Origin of the sequence: Clostridium perfringens (assembly GCF_016027375.1) — a bacterium.
GTDB lineage: Bacteria > Bacillota > Clostridia > Clostridiales > Clostridiaceae > Sarcina > Sarcina perfringens.
On sequence record NZ_CP065681.1, the window covers coordinates 2,231,455 to 2,254,597 of the forward strand.

Consider the following 23,143-nt stretch of genomic DNA (forward strand, 5'->3'; position numbering starts at 1 on the left):
TATACTTTATAGTTAACTATAATAATAAAAATCTCTAAAAAAGTAATTGGTCATAAATTTCTATGACCAATTATTTTTTTAATAAATTTATTTTAATTCTTAAAAGTGTCAACAATACATTTTTCTTCTCTAAAAAAAATCATAGCAATAGTTATAAATATAAAGCATCCTATAGCAATTTGAAATGGATAAAACATTACTTGTTTACTAGTTAATAGCATTGGCAAAACAGCAATTGCTGCAACTGGTGGAAAGTACATATTAAATATTTCAAGACATATAAATAAACTAATTAATAGGAAAATAGTACAAAGCCATAAAGGCAGTCCTAAATATTCGTTAAATCCAATTCTAAATATAAATCCTAAAATAGCTACAACAATAAACAAGAATAATAAACTTTTTGAACGCTGCCTAAATTTACAATGCTCATTTGTAAGTTCTATAAAAGCAACTATTAAAGGTGGTGCTATTAATAAAGTAATATTAAATTTAACAGAAAAATATGTTAAAATACCCACAGTAATAAATATCTTAAATAATCTAATAAATTCTTTTTTTCTAAGTGAAGTATTTCTTTCAAGTTTAGCAATTTCTTCTTTAAATTCTTCTCTTACCTCTTCACTTACTCCATAATCTTCTATAAAATACTTAATTGAAACTATAAGTATAGTAAGTATAAATACTGATATTGGATAAACCCAAGTCTCAGTTCTAAGTACAATAGGTAAAATACAAGCTGAAATAATTGGCACAAGAGTTGTTTTTGATAGCTTTAATATAAGCCCAGTAAAAACTAATCCTATTAAAACTTCCATAGTTAACCCTAAGTTAACATATCTTACAATAAATACCCCTACTATAGAACATAGTGTCATAAGACCTACTAATCCTACTTTGCTAACCTTCCAAGGTTGCTTTTCTAAAACCCAAGATCCCACAACTAAAGCGGCCACCTCTGGAAATATTATCTCTCTTTCCCCTGTAATTTCTGCAATACTTACCATAGCTAAAATAAGTACAAGTGATATAAAATATCTTTTATATTTCATATTATGACATCCTTTGTTTAAAAATTTCAGATTAATTTTATCATACCAAAAGTATTTTGTTAAAAATAAAACAACTATCTCTATACTATTTTTAAACATTTTCATTTTTTAATCTATCAATAAATATGCTATATAAAAATTATTATAATACTTAAAATTAGTTTTATTAACAAACTTCCAATAATTAATCTCCTATATATTAAATAACTAATTTAATATATAGGAGATCTCTCTTAACTCATTTATCCCAAATCAAATTTTGATATACCACTATTATAAAAAACAGTTCTCTTTAAATTGTTATCAGCAGGTAAATAACAAGGTTCAAAGGCTAATGCTGCCCTATAATATCTTTGTGCTAACAAAACATTTCCTCTTTTTTCTTCAATTACTCCAAGTAAGTTTTCTATTTCTGCTGAACTACTATTAATTATTAAAGCATTTTTTAATAATAATTCAGCCTTATCATATTCTCTAGAGCAAATATACTTTCTTGCTTTCTTTAGAGATTCTTTTATATAGGTACTCTCTTTTAATCCCTCTACCTTTTTCATTATAAACTCAATTTGTTCTATTAAATCATCTATTAAACACTTTGAAATTATAATACTCATATTAAAGTTCACTATCCTTATCTTGAATTCTAAGTAGCCTATATCCAACCCCTATATGGGTTTGTATATAATTTGTATCCATAGCCTTTTTGCTTAATTTTTTTCTTAAAGTTGCCATAAAAACTCGTAATGAAGGAATATCACTTTCACAAGTGCTAGACCAAATTTCTTTTAATATATAATTGTGAGTAAGAACTCTTCCAACATTTTTAGAAAGTAAACATAGTAATTTATATTCAATTGGAGTTAAATGTATCTCTTCTTCATTTAAAAATACACATCCTGAAGTATAATCAATTTTTAAGTCTCCATTTACAAACTCTTGTATTTCCTGTGTATTATTTCTATCATAGTTCATTTTTCTTATAGCAACTCTTATTCTAGCCATTAACTCATCTACACTAAATGGTTTAGTCAAATAATCATCAGCTCCTAAATCTAAAGCTTCAATTTTATCTCTATCTTCACTTCTTGCACTAACTACAATTATTGGACAATTTGACCATTCTCTTACTTTTTTAATTATTTCTATGCCATCCATATCAGGTAGTCCCAAATCTAGTATTATAATATCTGGTCTTTTTGATATTGCTAAAATCATTCCTTGTGAACCATTAAAAGCCGTATGACACTTGTATGAATTTATTTCTAATGTAGCTGTTACAAAATTTCTTATGGCTTTTTCATCTTCAATAACTAAAATTGCTGGTTTCATTATTATTCACCTCAAATCTCTGCAAACTAAAGCCAATTATAGTTCCCCTAGGTTTATTATCTCTAACATATATTTCTCCTTCATGTACATTTATAATTGATTTGCACAATGCTAATCCTAACCCTAATCCTCTTCTACTATCACTAATATTTTTCTTAGATGTAAAAAACATATCAAATATATGTTCCTTATCTTCTTTACTAATTCCTACACCATTATCTGCTATCTCAATTATTACATTATCTCCTTTTGAAAAGGCACTTATTTTTATATTTGATCCTTTTTCTGTATACTTTATTGCATTATCAACAATATTTATTATTACTTGTATTATAAGTCTTACATCAGCATTAACCATTAACAATTCATCTTTCAAATCAATTTCTATATTATAGTCACAGGCATTTCTATTAACATGTTGCAAAGCCTCTAAAATAATTTCTTCTACTAATTGAGCTTCTCTATTTAAATTTATATTTCCATTATCTATTCTTGAAACAGAAAGTAAATTTTCAACTAAGTTTATTAACCAAATTGAATCATCATATATATCTAATGTTAACTTTCTTTTAGTTTCTTCGTCAAAATTATTATTTAAAAGCAAACTTGCACTTCCAGATATACTTGTTAAGGGTGTTCTTAAATCATGAGAAACAGCCCTTAATAAATTTGCTTTAAATTTTTCATTCTCAGCTTGCATTAAAGCCTGCTTCTTTGCTTCTTCTAAAATATAATTATCTATGACAAAAGATACTTGATTTATCATTGCAATTAGTAAGGATTTTTCTCCTTCCTCTAATTCCTCTCCTTCTTCTAAAATTATCCCTATTACTATGCCTATATCCTCTTGTCCTAATACAGGAATATACATAGCTTTAGCTCCAGGCAATGTTTCTGTACCCTTTCCAGCATATTTTCTATTATTGATAACCCAAAGTACTACTCCCTGTTCGTCTAAGTTAATATATTTATCACTTAATTCACTTCCATCTTTGAATTTATAATTATATATATTTTCAATTTGACTATTCTTCGCCTTATAAACTACTACAGGTTTTTTTACTAATCTACTAACTTGCTCTTGAGACTTTAAAATAATTTCTTCTAAATCTGAACATCTTCCAAGCTCACTACTAGATTCTAATAAAATATTTGTTCTATATGCTGTTATTGCTGATTTATTAGCCTGTACTTTAACTTTATTTGTAAGAGTACTAGTTATTAAAGCTGATACAAGCATTATAAAAAACGTAAATATATAGCTTGAATCATAAGCATTAAAAGTAAATTTAGGTTCCGTGAAGAAAAAGTTGAAAAGTAAAACACTAAATAAGGAAGATATAACTCCATATATTCTTCCATAAGTCTCCTTTGCTATAATTAAAACACCTAAAATAAATACTATTATTATATTAGCTTCACTAAAACCTAAATTTTCAAAGAATAAGCTTATAATAATTGTAATAATTAAAATCCCCAAAGTTTTTAAAGAATCTTTAATTGTTATTTTTTCTTTATTTAAGCAAATTTTATTTATATCTTCTACATTTTCTTCTTCATCTGGTATTATATAAACGTCTAGCTCTGGAGCTAATTCTATTAATCTGTCTACAATACCAAATCTTGACCATAGATGTCTTTTCTTCTTTGTTCTCCCTATTATAACTTTTGAAACTGAACTAATCTTAGAAAACTCTGAAACTTGATATGCAACATCATCTCCATAAACTGTTTCTATTTTAGCCCCTAAATCTTTTGCTAATTTAACATGTTCTCTTAACCTTTCAATATTTCCTTCTTTTAATTCTCTTGATGAAGTTGTTTCAACAAATAAAGCAGTAAACTTTCCATGAAAGGCTTCTGCCATTCTTGCTGATGTTCTAATTACTTTACTATTTGAAGGGGAAGAACTTAAACATACCAATATATGCTCATTAGTATGATAAAAATTTTCATTTTTATTTATCATAACCTCTTTATTTACACTATTAGCAGTCTCTCTTAAGGCTAACTCTCTCAAAGCAACTAAGTTTTCTCTTATAAAAAAGTTTTTTAATGCCTTTTTTGCTTGATTTTTAACATATATTTTTCCACTATTTAATCTTTCAATCAAGACAGATGGATCTACATCTATTAATTCAATTTGAAAAGCATTTTTAAATATTCTATCAGGTATTCTCTCTTTAACAACTATATTAGTTATAGATGCCACTACATCATTTAAACTCTCTATGTGTTGAACATTAAGAGTAGTATAAACATCTATGCCAGCATCTAATAATTCCTCTATATCACTATATCTCTTTTCATGTCTAAGTCCCTTAACATTGGTATGAGCTAACTCGTCCACAATGATTAAATCTGGTTTTCTACTTAAAGCTAAATCTAAATTAAATTCCCTTAATACCAATCCTCTATATGCTACTTCTAAATTAGGTAATAATTCTAATCCTTCTAAAAGTGCTAGGGTTTCTGGTCTTGTATGAGGCTCAATATATCCAACTACAACATCTAGTCCCATAGCAATTGCTGAATGTGCCGCTTCTAACATTGCATATGTTTTCCCAACCCCAGCAGCATATCCAAAGAAAATTTTAAGTTTTCCTCTTTTACTATCTTTTTCATTCTTATTTATTTCTTTTAATATTTCCTGTGGATTAGGACGAGTTTCCCTCATTTATAATCCTCCTATTCTCGTAATATACCATCTAAAGCAAGATTAACTTTTAAAACATTAACTGTTTTTTCTCCAAAAATACCTAAAAATCTTCCCGTAGTATATTTATCTATTATTTCATTAACATAATCTACACTTAAATTTCTCTCCTTAGCAATTCTATCTACTTGATATTTTGCTGCTGCAACAGATATATGTGGATCTAATCCACTACCTGATGAAGTTACCAAATCTACAGGAATAGGTTCTTCTTCCTTACCTTTATTGTAACTTCTTATTCTCTCTACCCTCTCTTTTACTAACTTTTCATATTCTTCACTTGCTGGACTTAAATTTGATGGAGATGAATACATTAATGGTTTTCCATTGCTATCCTTAAACATTTCTACATTTATATTCATAATCCTTCCCCACAAATATTTATTATCTGTAAATTGTTGACCTAATAACTCACTTCCATATTTTTTACCATCTACTTCTATAATGCTTCCATTTGCCTCTTCTTTAAATAAAACTTGTGCTAACACAGTCGTTGATACTGGATAAATTATTCCACATAATATTGTAAAAACCAAAACAGCTAAAATAGACTTCCTGATAATTTTCATATTAATCTTCCTCTCTAAACTATTCCTAACATTGTTATTAAAATATCTATACCTTTTATAGCTATAAATGGAGCTATAATACCTCCTAATCCATATACAAATAAGTTTCTTGATAATAACTTATTTGCTGAGACCTCTCTGTATTTAACGCCCTTAAGAGCTAAAGGAATTAAAAATATTATTATAAAGGCATTATATATAACTGCAGATAATATTGCACTTTCTGGACTTTGAAGATTCATTATATTTAACCTTGATAATTCAGGAAATAACCCTATAAAAAGTGGAGGAATTATGGCAAAATATTTTGCTATATCATTAGCTATGCTAAAAGTTGTAAGTGCACCTCTAGTCATAAGAAGTTGTTTCCCTATTTTTACTATCTCTATTAATTTAGTTGGCGATGAATCTAAATCTACCATATTTCCAGCCTCTTTAGCCGCTTGTGTTCCTGTGTTCATTGCTACAGCTACGTCTGCCTGTGCTAGGGCTGGCGCATCATTAGTTCCATCTCCAGTCATGGCTACTAAATGCCCCTTCTTTTGAAAGTCTTTTATCATGTTTAATTTACCTTCTGGAGTTGCTTCCGCTAAAAAGTCATCAACCCCAGCCTCTGCTGCAATTGCTGCTGCAGTAAGTGGATTATCTCCAGTTATCATTATTGTCTTTATTCCCATTTTTCTTAAATCAGAAAATTTTTCTTTAACACCTCTTTTTACTATATCTTTTAAATATATTATTCCTAAAACTTTATAATTTTTAGCTACTACTAAGGGAGTTCCTCCTTTCCTAGCAATTTCTTCAACTTTTTTCTCACATTCATCAGAAAAATCCCCACCATGTTCAGTTATATATTTTTTAATAGATTCTGCTGATCCTTTTCTTATTTCATCTCCATTAAAATCAACACCACTCATTCTTGTTTTAGCAGTAAATTCAATAAACTTAGCATTTGAAGAACTTAAATCTCTTCCTCTAATTCCAAACTGTTCTTTTGCTAAAATAACTATACTTCTTCCTTCTGGAGTTTCATCTGCTAAAGATGATAATTGGGCAGCATCTGCAAGTTCTTCTATATTAGCCCCATCAACAGGTAAAAATTCACTAGCCTGTCTATTTCCTAAGGTAATTGTTCCAGTTTTGTCTAACATTAAAATATCAACATCTCCTGCAGCTTCTATGGCTCTTCCACTCATAGCTAGAACATTAGCTTGGTTTAATCTACTCATTCCTGCTATACCAATGGCAGATAATAAGGCTCCTATTGTTGTAGGTGCAAGACAAACTAATAAAGCTAATAATGATGTCACTGAAGTGCTATTTATAACTCCATTCTGATTAGAAGCAAATTCTGAATAAGCATATAATGAGGCTGTAACAACTAAAAATATTATTGTAAGAGAAACTAATAGTATTTGAAGAGCTATTTCATTTGGAGTTTTCTTTCTAGAGGCTCCTTCTACCATAGCTATCATTTTATCCATAAAACTTTCTCCAGGGTTATTACTTACCTTAACTACTATATAGTCTGATATAACTTGAGTTCCTCCAGTTACGGCACTTCTATCCCCTCCACTTTCTCTTATAACAGGAGCTGATTCTCCTGTTATTGCACTCTCATCTACTGATGCAGCTCCATAGACCACATCACCATCAGCAGGTATTTGTTCACCGGCCTTAACTATTATTAAATCTCCTTTTCTTAGCTCTGTTGAATTAACCTTACTAACCTTTTCCTTTGTCTCTATGGACTCTATTCTGTTAGCCAAAATATCTTTCTTAGCAGAGCGCAAAGCATCAGCTTGTGCTTTTCCTCTACCTTCTGCAATAGCTTCAGCAAAATTAGCAAATAAAACAGTAAACCAAAGTAAAATTGAAATAAATAATATAAAAGATGGTGAGTTATCTTTTATTCCAAATAGTGAAAAAACATATAAAACTGTGGTTAATATAGAAGCTATATATACTATAAACATTACTGGATTCTGTAATTGAATCTTTGGATTCAATTTTATAAAAGAATCTTTCATAGCTCTTTTAATCATTTTACTATTAAATAAAGAATTTTCTTTCTCCTTCATACTTTTCTCCTCCTTAAGCAATCATCTGTAAAAACTCAGCGATAGGACCTAAAGCAAGTGCTGGGAAAAAGCTTAAAGCACCTACTAATAAAACTACAAAAATTAGTAATCCTATGAATAATAAATTATGTGTTGGCAATGTTCCTACACTAGTTGCAACTTTTTTCTTTTTCACTAAGGAACCTGCAATGGCAAGTGTTGCAATCATAGGTACAAATCTAACAAATAACATGATTAATCCTATACTTACATTTATGAATACAGTATTAGCTCCTAAGCCTGCAAAGGCTGATCCATTATTTCCTCCTGCTGAAGAATAAGCATATAAAATTTCTGAAAAGCCATGAGCTCCTGAATTAGTTAAACTATTTAGTATTTCTGGATTAATAGATGCTAAAGCGCTTCCTATAAGAATAGAAATAGGAGTTGCTAAACATATAAGCATTGCCATTTTCATCTCATAAGGCTCTATTTTTTTACCTAAATATTCTGGAGTTCTTCCAACCATAAGCCCTGCTATGAACACAGTTATTATTGCAAATGCTATCATTCCGTAAAGACCACACCCAACACCTCCAAACACAACTTCTCCAAGCTGCATTAAAAGCATTGTAACCATTCCACCTATTGGAGTAAAACTATCATGCATAGAGTTTACAGAACCATTTGATGCTGCTGTAGTAAAAGCTGCCCAGGTACTAGAACCAACTACTCCAAATCTACTTTCCTTACCTTCCATATTTCCACCACTCTGATCTATATATCCTAAGTTTACATCTCCATTTTGAGCTAATTGTGGTGTTCCATTAGCTTCACTTACTCCGATTATGCATAATGCAATAATAAGCAAAGTAAACATAGCTATAAATATAGCTCTCCCTTGTCTTTTATCCTTTATATTTCTACCAAAGGTAAAACAAAGAGCCGCTGGAATCAAAAGTATAGATAACATTTCTAATAAATTTGAAAAAGCTGTTGGATTTTCTAAAGGATGAGCTGAGTTTACCCCGAAGAAACCTCCTCCATTAGTTCCTAATTGTTTTATAGCTACCTGGCTTGCTGCTGGTCCTTGAGGTACTATTTGACTAGTAACTCTATTTCCATCATCTAAAACAATTTCCTCTAGTAAAGCTACCTCTTCATAAGGTTTAAAATTTTGTACTGTTCCCTGCGAAACTAATAGTATTGAAAGAACTATTGAAAGAGGAACTAATAAATAAAGAACAATCCTTGTTAAATCCCTCCAAAAGTTTCCTAATCCACTTTTGTTTACCCTTGTAAATCCTCTTATTAAAGCAAACAAAACAGCAATACCAACTCCTGCTGATAAAAAGTTTTGAACTGTTAATCCAAGCATCTGAGTTAAATAACTTAATTGACTTTCACCAGAATAAGCCTGCCAATTTGTATTTGTAATAAAACTTGCTGTTGTATTAAAACTCAAATCCCATGAACTTCCACTTATTCCTTCAGGATTCAATGGTAATACTCCTTGTAACAAATTCAAAGCAAATAAAAATATAAATCCTACAGCACTAAATGCTAAAACTGAAAATGAATATTTTTTCCAATCCATATCCTCTTCATTGATTCCTAGAACCTTATATATAAAATTTTCACAAGGTAATATTAATTTTGATAAAAATACCTTTTCTTCATTCATAACTTTTCCGATATATTTTCCTAACGGAATTGCTAATAGAACTAAAATTATTAAGTATAAAGAATACTGTAAAATTGCATTACTCATTTCTCTCCCCCCTAAGCAATATATACCAAAGGTAAATAAATAGTATTAAAAATGTTAATCCAGTGATGATTAAAATTAAATCCATATTTCTCTCCCCTTTCTTAAATTATTATATTTAAAAGCGTATTAAGATGGCGTTAGAGTTTATTTGTTAGTATTAAGATTGTATAAAGATTTTCTTCTTAAAATTTTATAAAAAAAGTCTTTAAGAATTAATCTTAAAGACTTTATGTATACTTCTATTTATTTTTTGCTCTTGTCTTAACTAAAAAATAAAATTTACTATATAACACGTAAATTTATCCATATTTAATATAAAAAAAGCATATATATATGCTTATATACATGCTTTTTATTTTAATATTTCTAGTAATGAGTCTAAATTTTTCTTAAGTTCTAATATTTGCTCTTTTTCTATTCCTAAAGAACAAAAAGCCTTTCTTGGCACATCTATCATATCATCTTTTAAATTTCTTCCCTCATCTGTTAATTCAACTATTACAACTCTGTCATCCTCTTTTGATCTATATTTTGTTACAAGATTCATCTTTTCTAACTTTTTTATAAGAGGTGTTAAAGTTCCAGAATCAAGATGCAATTTTTCACCAATCCCTTTAACTGTTATTCTTTCATTTTCCCACAAAACAAGCATTGTTAAATATTGTGTATAAGTTAAATTATATTGATCTAAAATAGGTTTATATTTCTTTATAACTTCTCTTGAAGAAGCATATAATCTAAAACAAAGTTGGTTTTCTAACTTTAAAATATTATATTTATCCATAATAGCTCCCTTTAATCCTTTAAATATGCTACATTAAATTTTATACAATTAATTATAAAATTAAGATATTACTTTTTTATTATATTGTCAATATAAATTCGATTTATAATATCAGTTTTTAGTAATGATTTAATGATATAAGTATATAGGCAAATACTCTCCGATAAAGGTAAGTAGATAATTACATTTTATCTGTCTAGCTCTATCTATTTTATTATTATATCTAAAAATTTACTTAATTCTAAAGCTTGATAAGCTGTAAAAATTCCACCTTTTAAGTTTTCCATGTTTAAATCTATATCTTCTATATTACAAGTTCTAAAATCAATATCCTTAATATTTGTTCCTCTAAATATAGACTCTTTTAAATTCACATTTTGAAAATTCACTTTTTTTAAGTTAGCTTCTTGAATAACAGCTCCTGTTAAATCACAATCTTTAAATTCCACCTCTTTTAAATTACTAAAAGATAAATTAATATATTTTCCTAAACAATCTTTAAAAGAAATATTGTTTAATGATGATTCATCAAATCTACTTCCTATGATTTTACAGCCTTTAAACTCTACTCTATAAAACCCACCATCAAAAAATTCGCAATTAGATAAATCACACTTTTCAAATTTTACATCTGTCATATCTATTCTATTAAAATTGCAGTTTATAAATATAACATTTTTAAATATACATGAATCAAGCTTTATTGAACTCTCTTCTAAATTTTCTATAATTACATTTTCTATTATAACTTCCTCTAGTTTTTCTTCTTTCAAAATTTCTTCTGCTACATCATCTACATTATTTAATTCTAAAGGAATTTTAGGTAACTCTATTTCCCAAACTTTCATACTTGTATCTCCTAAAACAAAAATTATATTTAATATGAATTATATCATACAAATATGGCTCTAATTTACAATATAATTTTTAAAATTTTTTACATACTAATAATATAAACATATAGGGAGTTGATTTTATGAAAAGTAAAAACAAAAAAGAATATTCTAAAGAAAATTACTTAGCTAATGGCCATAAAACTCAAAATCAATGGGCTAAAAATCATATTAACACAAGTATAGAAGAGCCAGGAATAAATGAAAGTGGAATAGAAGCAAAAAAACGCGGCTTCTAAATATCTTCTTTCTTATTTAACTAAAATCTAAAAGCCATAATATTTAAATTTTTAATTTTGAACTTAAATATTATGGCTTTTAATATAATAAAATTTAATCAAATTTAGGCTTAAAGCTTGGGTTATTATATGCTTCAAAACACATCTGTATTTGTTCTTTTGTATTTCTAGTCAAAGATAACTTTGGAAGATTATTTAGTTCAAAAAATCCACATGTCTCAGTCTCAATATTATCATTAAAATTAACATCTAAAAGATCACAAAGAATAAAAATTTTATAAATACTTTGAACCATTAAAGGTTTATTATGTTTATTTCTATCTAAAATTGCAATTATACTTTTAGGTTTAACCTTTGCCCCCGCTTCCTCATATGCTTCTTTTTTTATGTTTTCAGATACTGATAAGTTTATATCAGCCCATCCTCCTGGCAAACTCCAAGTGCCATCTAATTTTTCTTTTACCAATAAAATTTTATTTTCTTTTATTATAGCAGCCCTTACATCAACCTTAGGGGTTAAATATCCTCTTTCTTCAAATAAAACTTCCTTAACTTTATGTAATTCTAAATTAGTACTTTCACTAATAATATCAGCTGCAATATTCTTTAATTGATTAAATCTATCTATATCATACACATCTTTAGAGTAAGTTAATCCTGCTTGAGCAATAGAATCTATCTCAGTAGCCCATTTTAATAATTTATTCACAATAAAACCTCCAATTCAAATTAAAATTCTCGCAAGTTAATTATAATAAATTTTTCAAAATTAAAGATTACATTTTACATACTTTGCCCACTTTTACCTGTTTTTTGACCAGTTACGCACAAACTATTCCATCATCTTTAAATTATTGTTAGAATACACTTGTAATATTTCTTAAGTAAATATTTATTTTTATTAAGCAAGGGGTGATTTTTTTGAAACATACAAAAAGGATTTTAACAAGTGCAATTTTAATTACATTAATAACTCTTTTTTCTCCCTTAATACTTAAAAATAGCATAGCTTTATATATTGAACAAAGAGTATCTTATTTTACATCTTTAGAAGTTGTTTCAAGTATTATAAGTCCCATACTTGCTTTAATATCAATATTTTCAATTGCATATTCCATAATTGTAATTAAAAATAAATAATTACTTATTAATGATTTTACTTTAATTTAGTAAAAAACCTTACATAAAATTACCACCATAACTATTGATCCTAGAAATAGAACTGTCCACTCTATTTTTAGGATTTTTATTTTTTTCTTCTTTATGTAAAATGAATATTATGATAATATTTTTAATATAAACTAATGATAATTATTTTTAAAGGAGATTTTATGACAAAAGAAACTCATTCAACTGGAGGCGTATGCATTTCTTTAATAATGCTAAATACAATTTTAAGCCTGTTCTTATTTCCATATGATATAGCTTATAAAATTTTATTAATAGCATTATTTTTTCATTTTTCTTATATAGGATCTCTATTTCCTGATATAGATCAAAGAAAATCTTCAATTAGTCAAATGTATCCTTTTCTTTCAAAGCATATAGGTAGTAAATGTAGACATCGTGGCTTTACTCATAGTTTACTATGTCTATCTTTAATAGTATTAACCTTATATATTATTTTAAATGTTAGTAACTTCAACATAATATTATTAATAATTTCAATAGGATTTATAGCTGGATATATATCCCACTTAACTTTAGATTTTTTAACTTCAGAAGGAATAGAACTTTTCTATCCTTGGAAAACTAACTTTAAAATAGCCAAAATTAAAACTGGATCAAAAACTGAAAAGATAATAAATAAAATACTAAAAATATTTAATTTCCTTCTCATTATATATAACATAGTCTTAATTTTATCTGATATTTTAGGAATAAATATATTAAGTTTTATAAGTAAAAGCACTCTATTTTGAGTGCTTTTACTTTTTATATAAAATATTTTGGAACAACATAATAAAAATTTCATAAACTGATATTATAAAATTGATTTTAATAGTATACAAGGAGTTTTGTTATGATAAGAAAAATTTATAATCCTAATAGATATTATGATGATTACAATAGATATAATTGTTACGATAGATATAATTGCTATGATGATGAGTATTGTCAAGATGATTATTATTGCAAGGAAGACTGTTATTGTAAAGATGATTGCTATTTAGAGATAAATTGCAATTGTTGCGATTGTTGTAAACCTGGACCAAGGGGTCCAAGAGGACCTCAAGGTCCTAGGGGTCCTCAAGGACCAAGAGGTCCTATGGGATGTCAAGGTGAGCGTGGTCCAATAGGTCCTATGGGCCCTATGGGACCTATTGGACCTCAAGGTCCACAAGGTGAACAAGGTCTTACTGGCCCTCAAGGCCCTGCTGGTCCTCAAGGCGAACAAGGTCCACAAGGTGATCAAGGTCCTGTTGGTCCTATAGGCCCTCAAGGTCCTCAGGGTGAGCAAGGTCTTACTGGTCCTCAAGGTCCTGCTGGTTCTCAAGGCCCTGAAGGTCCTACCGGTCCTCAAGGTGCTACTGGCCCTCAAGGTCCTGAAGGTCCTACTGGTGCTCAAGGAGATCAAGGTCCTGTTGGTCCTCAAGGAGCTCAAGGTCCACAAGGCCCTCAAGGTCCTCAAGGTGCTACCGGTCCTACTGGCCCACAGGGTCCTCAAGGTAATCAAGGTCCTGCTGGTCCTCAAGGCCCTGTTGGTCCTCAAGGTCCTCAAGGTGAACCTGGAGTGGATTTTGATGATACCTTATTAGTTAGTTATTCCTCATTAACTTCTCAAAATGTTAATGCTAATGGTATATTCACTTATAATATCCAAAATCCTAATGGCTCAACTTTTACAGCAATAACTGCCAATATAGCAAACGGAACATTTACAATAAATGAACCTGGAAGATATTTATTTATGTGGTCATTTAATTTAGATAACACAAATAATACCACAGCTAGCGCTATAGTATCTTTATTTAGAAATGGTTCTAGAGTATTTTTATCTGGAACTCCTAGAGTAGCTCCTGGTGAAATAGGCGTAGTAAATGGAAGTATTGCCGTAAATGCTAATGCTGGTGATGTATTTGCTTTAGTTAATAATTCTACAAGAAACGTTTTATCACAAATAATATCTTCACCAATTTCTGTAACTCCAGCTATCTTAGGAGAATCTACAGGAATAAATTCAGGAATAGGATCTTGGGTTCAAATAGTTAGAGTATCTGATTAATAAAAAATTGACTAAATAATTAGTTAACTTTAAATTATAAACCGCACATCAAAATATTAAAGATGTGCGGTTATTTTATAAAAAATTATTTTCTTTATCTTATTGCAGTTATTACATCAGTTTTAGCCGCCTTTCTAGCAGGAAATATCCCTGCAATAAAACCTATAACTAAACAAAAAACAAGAATTCCTAAAATCAATGAAAAACTCGGAACTGATATTTTCTCTATAGGTTGTCCCATCATATTTTCAGTAATTGATTTTGCAACAGAATTTATTCCTAAAGTTGCTAGTACTCCAAGTATTATTGAAATAAATCCACCTGTAATAGAAATTGCACAAGCTTCACCAACAAATATTTTTATGACATCCCTTACACTTCCACCAATTACTTTAATTACTCCAATCTCCCTATTTCTCTCATAAATAGCCATATCCATAGTATTAGTTATTCCTAAAGCAGCTACTAAAAGTGAAATTCCTGCTAAGGAACCAAGGATTATATTGACACCTAGTAACATTGACCTTGTTTGTTTTTCAAACTCTTTAAAAGAACTTGTTTGGTATCCCATATTTCTTAATGTTCCCTCATAAGATTCTAACATTTCTTTATCATCTACCCTAACATCTATTCCTTCATATGTAGTAAGTTGTTCTTTTAAAAACTCTTCATCTACTAATGGCGCTCCCTTTATTATATCTTCAACAAGTTTACGCGAACCTTGTATTTCATAATTTTTCTGACCATTTCCACTTGATAAAATCCCAACAATATTACAAGTTATTTGTTTGCTTTTAAGAGGATTTCCTTTGTCATCAGAACCAAAATCTTCTCCTCCTAACTTTACTCTTTTTCCAATAAGTTTTTGAAATTCAGAATCATCTTTAACCTTATCTTCCCAAGAGTATCCTAAAAGTTCCTTAGCTACATCATAACCAAGTAATAATTCTTTGCTTCTATTTTTAGGTACTTTTCCAGCTAAAAGAGAACTTTCAGAAATTAAATTAGCCTTATCATTAGCTAATATTCTTGCATAAGTCTGATTTTTCCCATATTTTATTTGAGTATGAGCATACCTCTTAGGAATAACTTCTGAGAAATATCCTAATTTATTCAACTCTTCAACATTTTTATCTGTTAACTTAGTTTTGGTGGTACTATCTTTATTATCTTCAGTTTCTGATTTCCAATTAGGATAAATACTTATTACTGAAGTATCCATTAAACTTTCCATTTCATAGGTTAAGTATCTTTCAAAACCATTTGTTATTGAAATTATTATAAAAATTGCAAGACACCCAATTATTACTCCCATCATAGTAAAAATTGTTCTTGTTTTTCTTTTCCACATATTTCTCCATATTATGGATAACAAATCATTAAACTTCATAAATTCTCACCTAAAATCCGAATAAACTCTTTATTAATGATATTAACCCTAATTTATTCTTTTTTGGTACTGTCTCTTCCACAGGCATCATAGCTGGTATAATACATGAACTTGTTGAATTATATTTCTTACCTGTAGCATCTTCATAAGTAACTTCAATGGAAGCATTTCTTTCTTCTTCAGAAGGAGTTATTGCTACATCCATATATTCCTCCCCTTCTACATCAATAGTTCCTATATTTTGTTCCATGACCTCAGTGCCTATAGTAACCTTAGCATTTACATTTTTTATTTTTGTTTTACTATCATTCCTTAAGGCAGCACTAATAGTACTTTCAGTTGGAGTAACTCCACTTATACTTAAACTTGGAGTGTTCTGAATCATTACCCCTATAACTTTTGTTATTTCTTCTTGCTCTTTTCCTTTTTCATTAAACATAAGGCTAGTAACAAAATTGTGTACACCAGCTTTTATATTAGGATCACTTGCTAAAGTCACGCTAACATATTTAATATCATTACGTGCAATGCTTCCTACATATATTTCATTTGTTGTCCCAACTGGCATGAATCCATCTAGTGTTCCTTTTCCCTCAACATTTACAATTTTAAGAGAAACTCCATATAGACTACTTCCACTTATATTTTCAACTTTAAAGGTTAATGTAAATGGTATTCCTGGCTCTATAACTTCTTCATCTATTGATACTGAACTTATTATTAAATCCTTTGATTGAATATTGCTTATTTGAGTATTTAATTGCTCTCCCCCACTTGAATTATTATTTTCACTGTTATCACTTTGATTTTGAATTTCAGATAGTGCATTAGAAACCTTATCTGTAAAACCTAATGCTTTTTGTGGAACTGATACAGTCGTCAATATTGTAGTTAAAGCTAAAACTAAACCCAAATTTCTTTTTTTCATAATTTCTCCCCCTAAATTCACCTAATTTATATAAATATTAATTTTAATTATTTTATTAGCAAAGAAGACCATCTTCCATTTTTATAACTCTATCTGCGTATTCATAAACCACTTGTGAATGAGTTACCACAACAAAAGTTGTATTAAAATTTTTATTTAAATCCTTTAATAAATCTAAAATTTCTATGGTAGTCTTACTATCTAAATTCCCCGTAGGCTCATCAGCTAGTATTACACTTGGATTATTTATTAAAGCTCTTGCTATAGATACTCTTTGTTGTTGTCCCCCTGATAATTCTGATGGTTTATGATTCATCCTATCAGCTAATCCAACCTTTTCTAGCATTAATTTTGCTCTTTCTATTCTTTCCTTTTTAGAAACTCCTGAAAAAATTAGTGGCATCTCTACATTTTCTAAAGCTGTAAGTTGAGGCATTAAATTATAACTTTGAAATATAAACCCCATATTTTTTCTTCTAAATAAAGCTAATTCATTTTCATTTAAGCCTTCAATATGATGTTCATTTATTACTATTTCTCCTTCATCACAAGGCATTATACCTCCTAAAATATTTAAAAATGTAGATTTTCCTGATCCTGACTCTCCTATAACTGCAGTAAATTCCCCCTTATTAATTTCTAAACTTATTCCCTTTAGAATTTCAACAGAAGTATCTCCAACCTTAAATGTTTTCTTTATATCTTTGCATTGAATTATCATTCTTCCCCCTACTTTAACATTTCATATTTACTTTTCTACTATGAAATTTTACAAATTATCACAATTAAGTATATCTTTATTAGAATTCGACTTAATAACAAATTAATTACTCTATGATGAATATTAAGTTAATAAATATTAAATAAAATATTAAAAGGCTTATGATTAGTATTAACAATCTAATCATAAGCCTATTTCTTAAAAAATATATTATTCTTCTAATAATTCTTCTATTAATTCATCTAACTTTTCAGGTTCAAATGTAGGTGCAAATCTAGCAACAACTTCACCATTTTTATCTATTAAAAACTTAGTGAAATTCCACTTTATTTCTTCTCCTTCTGTAGTAAATCCTAAGCCTTTTAATTTATCATAAAATCCTAAAGATGTTTCATCTTCCTTTGCCATTGGAGCTTCTTTCTTTAAAAATTTGTATAATTCACAAGCATTCTCTCCATTAACCTCTACTTTTGCAAAGGTCTTAAATGTAGTTCCATAATTTAACTTACAAAATCCAACTATTTCTTCATTACTTCCTGGTGCTTGCTCAAAGAACTGGTTACATGGAAAATCTAATATTTCAAACCCTTTATCATGGTATTTTTTATAAAGCACTTCTAATCCTTCATATTGAGGAGTAAATCCACATCCTGTTGCAGTATTAACTATTAAAAGAACCTTTCCTTTATACTCCCCTAAAGAAACCTCATTTCCTTCAATATCCTTAACTTTAAAATCATATAGCATAATTAAATCTCTCCTTTTAATGTATTTTAATACCTTTTTAATTTATCCTATAAAAATTTTTTTAATACAAAAATACTGAAAATTTTTTAAAATTATATAAAAATTAACTAATTCCACCTTTAAAATATAAAAAACTTACAAAGAGATTTTGAGAATTAGTAGATGAATCCTCATATCCTTTGTAAGTTTTTACTTTGACAATTTTAATTAAAGAATTTAAAAATCACTTCCTGCTAAGTATCCTGTTGAAAATGCCATTTGAAGATTATATCCACCAGTTTCTGCATCTATATCTATAACTTCTCCTGCAAAATAAAGATTTTTTATAATCTTTGATTCCATAGTAGAGGCATTTATTTCTTTAACCTTAACGCCACCAGAAGTTACCTGAGCTGCCTTTATAGTTAAAGTTTCTCTTACAGTAAGTTTCATCTCTTTAATATATGAAATTATTTTATTTTCATCTTCTTTTTTCAAATCACTAGCCTTAATCTCTGTTAATCCTAGCATTTCAAATATCTGTTTTAAAAAGTTTTGTGGTAATGTTCCTTTTAAATTATTTAATACAGTTTTATTAGGATTGCTTCTTATTATCTGTGATAATTCCTCCTTGGATTTATCACTTAAAAAGTCTAAGCTTAGCTCAACCTCTCCTTGATCTAAAGCCTTAGTTATATAAGAAGATAATTTTAGTATTGCAGGACCAGATACTCCAAAGTGAGTAAATATCATATCTCCAAATTTCTCATACTTTTTCTTTTTTATTTTAGCTGAAACAACCACATCTTTCATAGCTACTCCTTGAAGATTTTTAACGAAGTCTTCTTTAGTAACAAGAGGAATTAAGGCTGCATGAATAGGAGTTATTGTATGTCCATATTTCTCTAATATACCGTACATTTCTCCATCTGACCCTGTATTAGGAAAACTCTTTCCACCTGTAGTTATTATTATTTTATCACCTAAAATCTTTTTACCTTGCTCTGTTATTATTCCTTTTATTTCATCTTCCTCAACTATAAAATCACATACCTTAGTATTGTATAAAACTTTTACTCTACAATCATTTAATTCATTTTTAAATATGCTTATTACTTCTTCTGCTGTATCGCTTTTAGTATATACTTTTTGATCTAATTCAACCTTATACTCTAAGCCCTTTTTACTTAAAAAGTCTAAAAGTTGATAGTTTGAAAATGTATATAATGCACTATACATAAACTTGTTATTTGTAACTATCTTATCAAAAAACTCTTCTATTTCTCTATTGTTAGTTATATTACATCTTCCGCCACCAGTAAGTCTAAGCTTTTTACCGATCTCATTATTTCTCTCTATAAGCACAACCTCATTATTAGCTGATGCTGTTAAAGATGCCATTATTCCTGCTGGGCCTCCCCCAACTACTATTACCTTTTTATTACTCATTTGTTGCCTCCAAATTTTATTTTGAAAATATCTCCAAAAATTTATATCTTATTCTTTATGATTAACTGAAATTAAATTCTACTTTTAATAATTTAATTTTAAAAAATATATAAGTATTATACACTAAAAAAGGTGAGCAAAACTACATAATAATTTAACTCACCTTAATATTTTTTACTTAAGGTCAATTGCTTTATAATCTTTTATTTAACTTAAAATCACTTCTAAAGTTCTTAATAAAAAATTTTAAGCATATATTATACTTAGTAGTTTAATTTACGTTTTAAGGAGGTTTTCTTATGAATTCAATATTACCACAAGCAGTTAATCTATTAAGTTATATAAATTCTGGAGAAACATTCATAATAAAAGATCTTTTTCCTAAAATAATTTGGGATAAGCTATCATATACAGAAAAGAGAACCTTAGAATCCGCATTTTTAAAGCATATAAATAAAAAAGTTGATCTAAGAATTAAAGCACTTAATGAAATAAGAGAAGGACTAAAAGTTTACGAAAAACTTTAGAATTATATTTATTAAAATAAAAAAATAAGCAATTTAATTTCAAATTGCTTATTTTATACTTCTAAAAATTAATTTTTCTATTCTTTCAAAAGTCTAAATCCTTTTAACTTTCTAAACTCCATATTATATTTATAACAAGCCTATTTCCAACCTTTTTAGCCTCTATCTTTTGTCCTTGCTTTTCTACTAATAGTTTAACTATGGCTAGCCCTAAGCCAGTATTTTGCCCTGTTCTCATTCTATCCTTAGTAAAGAACTTTTCAAAGATTCTATTTACATCCTTAGGTTCTAATTCTTCTGCTTTATTAGAAAACTCCATTACTATGTATTTATTTTTCTTCTTTAAGGATATTTTTACTTCCCCTTCACCATGCTTTATGATATTTTCAATTAAATTAGTAAATATTCTATTTAAAGCCTGTTTATCACCTAATACAGGTCCTAAGCCCTCTTCAATATTAATTTCTGGTTCTCCAAATTTATAATCTAAGGTTTCATAAAAAGCCGCAATAATTTCACCCAAGACTAATTCTAAATTAACAGGTTCAAGTTTAATTTCATACTGATCTGCTTGTATTCTAGATAGTCCATAAAAATTAGTTATTAAATCATTTAAAACTAAAGATCTTTTTTCTATTATTTTTAAATATTCTTTTCTTTCCTCTTTATCTAATTTATCATCATTTAATAAATAAACATATCCCATTATAGAAGTTAAAGGAGTTCTTAAATCATGAGACATATTTGCAATGGCTTCTCTTAACTCCATATCCTTTTCCTTATAAATATTCTCCATTTTTCTTTTATCATCTATTAATGTATTTATCTCTACTATTAAATTTTCAATATTTTTATTTGGAAGTGATAATCTTAATTTTTCTATTTTCCCCTCACTATTTAACTTTTTTAACTCCAAGGTTAATCTATTTATTTCTTTAGTTTTTAAAATAAATATTATTAAAAGCACAATAAGGATTGTCAAAGACAATCCTATTATAAATCCTTCCAATATACCTCCTCCTTTATTTAACTTCTTGTTTTCTTATTACTAAAATTCCTAAAATTAAAAATACTACTGTATTTATTATTCCTACTATAATATTAGTTCCTATTATTTTTGTAGTTAAAACTTCACTGACTAAACTCTTTAAAGGATTAAATAATAAATAAGGATAAATTAAAGTGAAAATTCCTTCATATATACTTGATAATATAGAAAATATCATTGGTACTCCAGAAACAATACCTAAGATAACTACAACTGCTAACCCTTCCTTTTTAGTTATTATGGTAATAAAATCATATATAGCTAATGCACTAATATATATTGGGAAAGCTATTAGTAATCTTAATATTACTTCCATAAAATCTGAAAATCCATTAGGACCAACTAATCCTAAGGCATAAGAAGTTCCTATCATAGTTAATACTGCTGTTATTTCAATAACTAAAAATATAATTACCTGAACTATATATTTACTTAAATACACTTTTTCCCTTGATATACTTGAAGAAATTAAATTTTTAAGAGTATTTTCTTTATATTCTTCTAAAACTATATCTATAAACATAAGCATTATCCATGGAATAGCTCCCATAAAGTTAATTGTTATAAAAACTAATGCTGAGAAATCAGGTATTCTAGAATTTTCTAAGAAAGCATAATGCATAGCTATTCCGGCTAAAATTATAAGTAAATTAAATATTATACAAATTGTAATATATAAAGGTCTTCTTGCTATCTTATAAAGTTCTGCTTTTATTAAATTAAGCATTATATTCACCTCCAATTAAATCTACAAAGTAATCTTCTAAATTAACTCCTACTCTTTCTAAAGAATAAACTTCAACTCCACTTTCTACTAACGCTCTGTTTATTAATTGAGGTTCATCTAACTTATTATAAATCTTAATAAATCTATCAGGTAAAACTTCATATGAGTTATTATCTAAAACCTTTTCCAATATTACTGCAGCCTTTTTACAATCGTCAACTTTAATAAGCAAATGATTCCTACATTTCTCATTAAGTTCCTCTGATGAAATCTCTTCTATTATTTTCCCATCCTTTAAAAAGCCATAACAATTTGCAAGTTGTGATAACTCTCCTAAAATATGACTTGATACTAATATTGTAACTCCATTTTTCTTATTTAAATTAATTAATACTTCTCTTACTTCTTTAATTCCCATAGGATCCATTCCATTAGTAGGCTCATCTAAAATAAGTAATTCTGGTTCTCCTAAAAGTGCCAAGGCTAATCCTAATCTTTGCTTCATACCTAGTGAAAACTTTTTGAACTTTTTATTTCCCACATCTCCAAGTCCAACCATTTCTAAGATTTCATCAATAGATTTTTCTCCTACTATTCCTCTTTGAATTCTATAATATTCAAGATTTTGCTTTGCTGTAAGAAAAGAATAAAATGATGGAGTTTCTATTATATTGCCTATTTTCTTATGCTCATAAAGCTTTTTCTTTTCATCAATTTCACCAAAAAGTTCTATTTCTCCTGAGTCATAGTTAGCTAAGGATAAAATAATTCTTATTAAAGTTGTTTTACCAGCACCATTTTTCCCAACTAAACCATATATATCGCCTTTTTTTAGATTCATACTTAAATTATCAATAATATTTTTCTTACCATAATTTTTGTTTAAATTTCTTATAGAAATTATATTTCCCAAAATATTTACCTCCTAACAAGTTTTCTCTTTATCTTTCTCTATGTTTATATAATAAACCTTAAGTCTCAAAATACC

At 28.1% G+C, this 23,143-nt stretch carries 23 protein-coding genes; 5 read left to right on the forward strand and 18 right to left on the reverse strand.

Annotated features, from left to right (window positions below):
- Positions 1 to 92: 92 nt before the first annotated feature.
- From I6G60_RS10590 to I6G60_RS10630, 9 genes are all read right to left on the reverse strand, one after another.
- On the reverse strand, positions 93 to 1,052 hold the full coding sequence (locus I6G60_RS10590; RefSeq protein WP_003456130.1) for a hypothetical protein: 960 nt from the start codon (positions 1,050 to 1,052) through the stop codon (positions 93 to 95).
- 242 nt (positions 1,053 to 1,294) lie between these two features.
- Entirely contained in the window at positions 1,295 to 1,666 is a 372-nt protein-coding gene (locus tag I6G60_RS10595) for a hypothetical protein (RefSeq protein ID WP_003456405.1), read from the reverse strand.
- Between the two features lies 1 nt (position 1,667).
- A complete protein-coding gene (locus tag I6G60_RS10600) occupies positions 1,668 to 2,381 on the reverse strand; it encodes a response regulator (protein ID WP_003456175.1) in 714 nt (237 codons plus the stop codon).
- Entirely contained in the window at positions 2,356 to 5,058 is a 2,703-nt protein-coding gene (locus tag I6G60_RS10605) for a sensor histidine kinase (protein ID WP_003456245.1), read from the reverse strand. Before I6G60_RS10605 ends, I6G60_RS10600 begins: the two co-directional genes overlap by 26 nt.
- A gap of 11 nt (positions 5,059 to 5,069) precedes the next feature.
- Positions 5,070 to 5,666, reverse strand: coding sequence for a potassium-transporting ATPase subunit KdpC (gene kdpC / locus I6G60_RS10610; RefSeq protein ID WP_003456358.1), 597 nt, complete (start codon positions 5,664 to 5,666; stop codon positions 5,070 to 5,072).
- 14 nt (positions 5,667 to 5,680) lie between these two features.
- The gene (gene kdpB / locus I6G60_RS10615; RefSeq protein ID WP_003456252.1) at positions 5,681 to 7,747 is read right to left on the reverse strand and encodes a potassium-transporting ATPase subunit KdpB; all 2,067 of its coding nucleotides are present in this window, start codon (positions 7,745 to 7,747) and stop codon (positions 5,681 to 5,683) included.
- A 13-nt stretch (positions 7,748 to 7,760) separates the two neighbouring features.
- Positions 7,761 to 9,497: a potassium-transporting ATPase subunit KdpA gene (kdpA, locus tag I6G60_RS10620; RefSeq protein WP_003456394.1), complete on the reverse strand. Its 1,737-nt coding sequence runs from the start codon at positions 9,495 to 9,497 to the stop codon at positions 7,761 to 7,763.
- A gap of 352 nt (positions 9,498 to 9,849) precedes the next feature.
- A complete protein-coding gene (locus I6G60_RS10625; protein ID WP_003456274.1) occupies positions 9,850 to 10,281 on the reverse strand; it encodes a MarR family winged helix-turn-helix transcriptional regulator in 432 nt (143 codons plus the stop codon).
- A 206-nt stretch (positions 10,282 to 10,487) separates the two neighbouring features.
- Positions 10,488 to 11,129: a pentapeptide repeat-containing protein gene (locus I6G60_RS10630; protein WP_003456145.1), complete on the reverse strand. Its 642-nt coding sequence runs from the start codon at positions 11,127 to 11,129 to the stop codon at positions 10,488 to 10,490.
- A gap of 128 nt (positions 11,130 to 11,257) precedes the next feature.
- On the opposite strand from I6G60_RS10630, the gene I6G60_RS10635 reads away from it, so the two are divergent.
- Positions 11,258 to 11,413 (forward strand): hypothetical protein, encoded by a 156-nt coding sequence (locus tag I6G60_RS10635; RefSeq protein ID WP_003456266.1) that lies wholly within the window; start codon positions 11,258 to 11,260, stop codon positions 11,411 to 11,413.
- A 94-nt stretch (positions 11,414 to 11,507) separates the two neighbouring features.
- On the opposite strand, the gene I6G60_RS10640 is transcribed toward I6G60_RS10635, so the two are convergent.
- Entirely contained in the window at positions 11,508 to 12,122 is a 615-nt protein-coding gene (locus I6G60_RS10640; protein WP_003456298.1) for an NUDIX hydrolase N-terminal domain-containing protein, read from the reverse strand.
- Positions 12,123 to 12,325: 203 nt separating this feature from the next.
- On the opposite strand from I6G60_RS10640, the gene I6G60_RS10645 reads away from it, so the two are divergent.
- The 3 genes from I6G60_RS10645 to I6G60_RS10655 all read left to right on the forward strand — a co-directional run bounded on the left by I6G60_RS10645 (position 12,326) and on the right by I6G60_RS10655 (position 14,639).
- Positions 12,326 to 12,553: a hypothetical protein gene (locus I6G60_RS10645; protein WP_011590609.1), complete on the forward strand. Its 228-nt coding sequence runs from the start codon at positions 12,326 to 12,328 to the stop codon at positions 12,551 to 12,553.
- 191 nt (positions 12,554 to 12,744) lie between these two features.
- Positions 12,745 to 13,335 carry a metal-dependent hydrolase gene (locus I6G60_RS10650; protein ID WP_003456331.1) on the forward strand — a complete coding sequence of 197 codons (591 nt, stop codon included), beginning with the start codon at positions 12,745 to 12,747 and terminating at the stop codon, positions 13,333 to 13,335.
- A gap of 101 nt (positions 13,336 to 13,436) precedes the next feature.
- Complete coding sequence (locus I6G60_RS10655) at positions 13,437 to 14,639, forward strand: collagen-like protein (protein WP_003477639.1); 1,203 nt, start codon at positions 13,437 to 13,439, stop codon at positions 14,637 to 14,639.
- A gap of 94 nt (positions 14,640 to 14,733) precedes the next feature.
- Here I6G60_RS10655 and I6G60_RS10660 read toward each other — a convergent pair whose 3' ends face one another.
- From I6G60_RS10660 to I6G60_RS10680, 5 genes are all read right to left on the reverse strand, one after another.
- On the reverse strand, positions 14,734 to 16,029 hold the full coding sequence (locus tag I6G60_RS10660; RefSeq protein ID WP_003468551.1) for an ABC transporter permease: 1,296 nt from the start codon (positions 16,027 to 16,029) through the stop codon (positions 14,734 to 14,736).
- 10 nt (positions 16,030 to 16,039) lie between these two features.
- Positions 16,040 to 16,957, reverse strand: a complete 918-nt coding sequence (locus I6G60_RS10665; RefSeq protein ID WP_003456383.1) for a COG1361 family protein — start codon at positions 16,955 to 16,957, stop codon at positions 16,040 to 16,042.
- Between the two features lie 55 nt (positions 16,958 to 17,012).
- Positions 17,013 to 17,678 carry an ABC transporter ATP-binding protein gene (locus I6G60_RS10670; protein WP_003456309.1) on the reverse strand — a complete coding sequence of 222 codons (666 nt, stop codon included), beginning with the start codon at positions 17,676 to 17,678 and terminating at the stop codon, positions 17,013 to 17,015.
- A gap of 210 nt (positions 17,679 to 17,888) precedes the next feature.
- Positions 17,889 to 18,425: a glutathione peroxidase gene (locus I6G60_RS10675; RefSeq protein WP_003456157.1), complete on the reverse strand. Its 537-nt coding sequence runs from the start codon at positions 18,423 to 18,425 to the stop codon at positions 17,889 to 17,891.
- Positions 18,426 to 18,641: 216 nt separating this feature from the next.
- A complete protein-coding gene (locus I6G60_RS10680; RefSeq protein ID WP_003456357.1) occupies positions 18,642 to 19,853 on the reverse strand; it encodes a BaiN/RdsA family NAD(P)/FAD-dependent oxidoreductase in 1,212 nt (403 codons plus the stop codon).
- Positions 19,854 to 20,152: 299 nt separating this feature from the next.
- On the opposite strand from I6G60_RS10680, the gene I6G60_RS10685 reads away from it, so the two are divergent.
- Positions 20,153 to 20,380, forward strand: a complete 228-nt coding sequence (locus I6G60_RS10685) for a single-stranded DNA-binding protein (protein ID WP_003450420.1) — start codon at positions 20,153 to 20,155, stop codon at positions 20,378 to 20,380.
- Between the two features lie 103 nt (positions 20,381 to 20,483).
- On the opposite strand, the gene I6G60_RS10690 is transcribed toward I6G60_RS10685, so the two are convergent.
- The 3 genes from I6G60_RS10690 to I6G60_RS10700 are packed head-to-tail and all read right to left on the reverse strand — an operon-like array spanning position 20,484 to position 23,068.
- Positions 20,484 to 21,389 carry a sensor histidine kinase gene (locus I6G60_RS10690; protein ID WP_003456262.1) on the reverse strand — a complete coding sequence of 302 codons (906 nt, stop codon included), beginning with the start codon at positions 21,387 to 21,389 and terminating at the stop codon, positions 20,484 to 20,486.
- Positions 21,390 to 21,402: 13 nt separating this feature from the next.
- A complete protein-coding gene (locus tag I6G60_RS10695; RefSeq protein WP_011590607.1) occupies positions 21,403 to 22,155 on the reverse strand; it encodes an ABC transporter permease in 753 nt (250 codons plus the stop codon).
- Positions 22,148 to 23,068, reverse strand: a complete 921-nt coding sequence (locus I6G60_RS10700) for an ATP-binding cassette domain-containing protein (protein ID WP_003456219.1) — start codon at positions 23,066 to 23,068, stop codon at positions 22,148 to 22,150. Before I6G60_RS10700 ends, I6G60_RS10695 begins: the two co-directional genes overlap by 8 nt.
- Positions 23,069 to 23,143 lie beyond the last annotated feature (75 nt).

Excerpts from the sequence above, each read along its gene's own strand:
- I6G60_RS10590 (WP_003456130.1), bottom strand. The coding sequence starts at position 1,052 with ATGAAATATAAAAGATATTTTATATCACTTGTACTTATTTTAGCTATG.
- I6G60_RS10595 (WP_003456405.1), bottom strand. The coding sequence starts at position 1,666 with ATGAGTATTATAATTTCAAAGTGTTTAATAGATGATTTAATAGAACAA.
- I6G60_RS10600 (WP_003456175.1), bottom strand. The coding sequence starts at position 2,381 with ATGAAACCAGCAATTTTAGTTATTGAAGATGAAAAAGCCATAAGAAAT.
- I6G60_RS10605 (WP_003456245.1), bottom strand. The coding sequence starts at position 5,058 with ATGAGGGAAACTCGTCCTAATCCACAGGAAATATTAAAAGAAATAAAT.
- kdpC (WP_003456358.1), bottom strand. The coding sequence starts at position 5,666 with ATGAAAATTATCAGGAAGTCTATTTTAGCTGTTTTGGTTTTTACAATA.
- kdpB (WP_003456252.1), bottom strand. The coding sequence starts at position 7,747 with ATGAAGGAGAAAGAAAATTCTTTATTTAATAGTAAAATGATTAAAAGA.
- kdpA (WP_003456394.1), bottom strand. The coding sequence starts at position 9,497 with ATGAGTAATGCAATTTTACAGTATTCTTTATACTTAATAATTTTAGTT.
- I6G60_RS10625 (WP_003456274.1), bottom strand. The coding sequence starts at position 10,281 with ATGGATAAATATAATATTTTAAAGTTAGAAAACCAACTTTGTTTTAGA.
- I6G60_RS10630 (WP_003456145.1), bottom strand. The coding sequence starts at position 11,129 with ATGAAAGTTTGGGAAATAGAGTTACCTAAAATTCCTTTAGAATTAAAT.
- I6G60_RS10635 (WP_003456266.1), top strand. The coding sequence starts at position 11,258 with ATGAAAAGTAAAAACAAAAAAGAATATTCTAAAGAAAATTACTTAGCT.
- I6G60_RS10650 (WP_003456331.1), top strand. The coding sequence starts at position 12,745 with ATGACAAAAGAAACTCATTCAACTGGAGGCGTATGCATTTCTTTAATA.
- I6G60_RS10655 (WP_003477639.1), top strand. The coding sequence starts at position 13,437 with ATGATAAGAAAAATTTATAATCCTAATAGATATTATGATGATTACAAT.
- I6G60_RS10660 (WP_003468551.1), bottom strand. The coding sequence starts at position 16,029 with ATGAAGTTTAATGATTTGTTATCCATAATATGGAGAAATATGTGGAAA.
- I6G60_RS10665 (WP_003456383.1), bottom strand. The coding sequence starts at position 16,957 with ATGAAAAAAAGAAATTTGGGTTTAGTTTTAGCTTTAACTACAATATTG.
- I6G60_RS10670 (WP_003456309.1), bottom strand. The coding sequence starts at position 17,678 with ATGATAATTCAATGCAAAGATATAAAGAAAACATTTAAGGTTGGAGAT.
- I6G60_RS10675 (WP_003456157.1), bottom strand. The coding sequence starts at position 18,425 with ATGCTATATGATTTTAAAGTTAAGGATATTGAAGGAAATGAGGTTTCT.
- I6G60_RS10680 (WP_003456357.1), bottom strand. The coding sequence starts at position 19,853 with ATGAGTAATAAAAAGGTAATAGTAGTTGGGGGAGGCCCAGCAGGAATA.
- I6G60_RS10685 (WP_003450420.1), top strand. The coding sequence starts at position 20,153 with ATGAATTCAATATTACCACAAGCAGTTAATCTATTAAGTTATATAAAT.
- I6G60_RS10695 (WP_011590607.1), bottom strand. The coding sequence starts at position 22,155 with ATGCTTAATTTAATAAAAGCAGAACTTTATAAGATAGCAAGAAGACCT.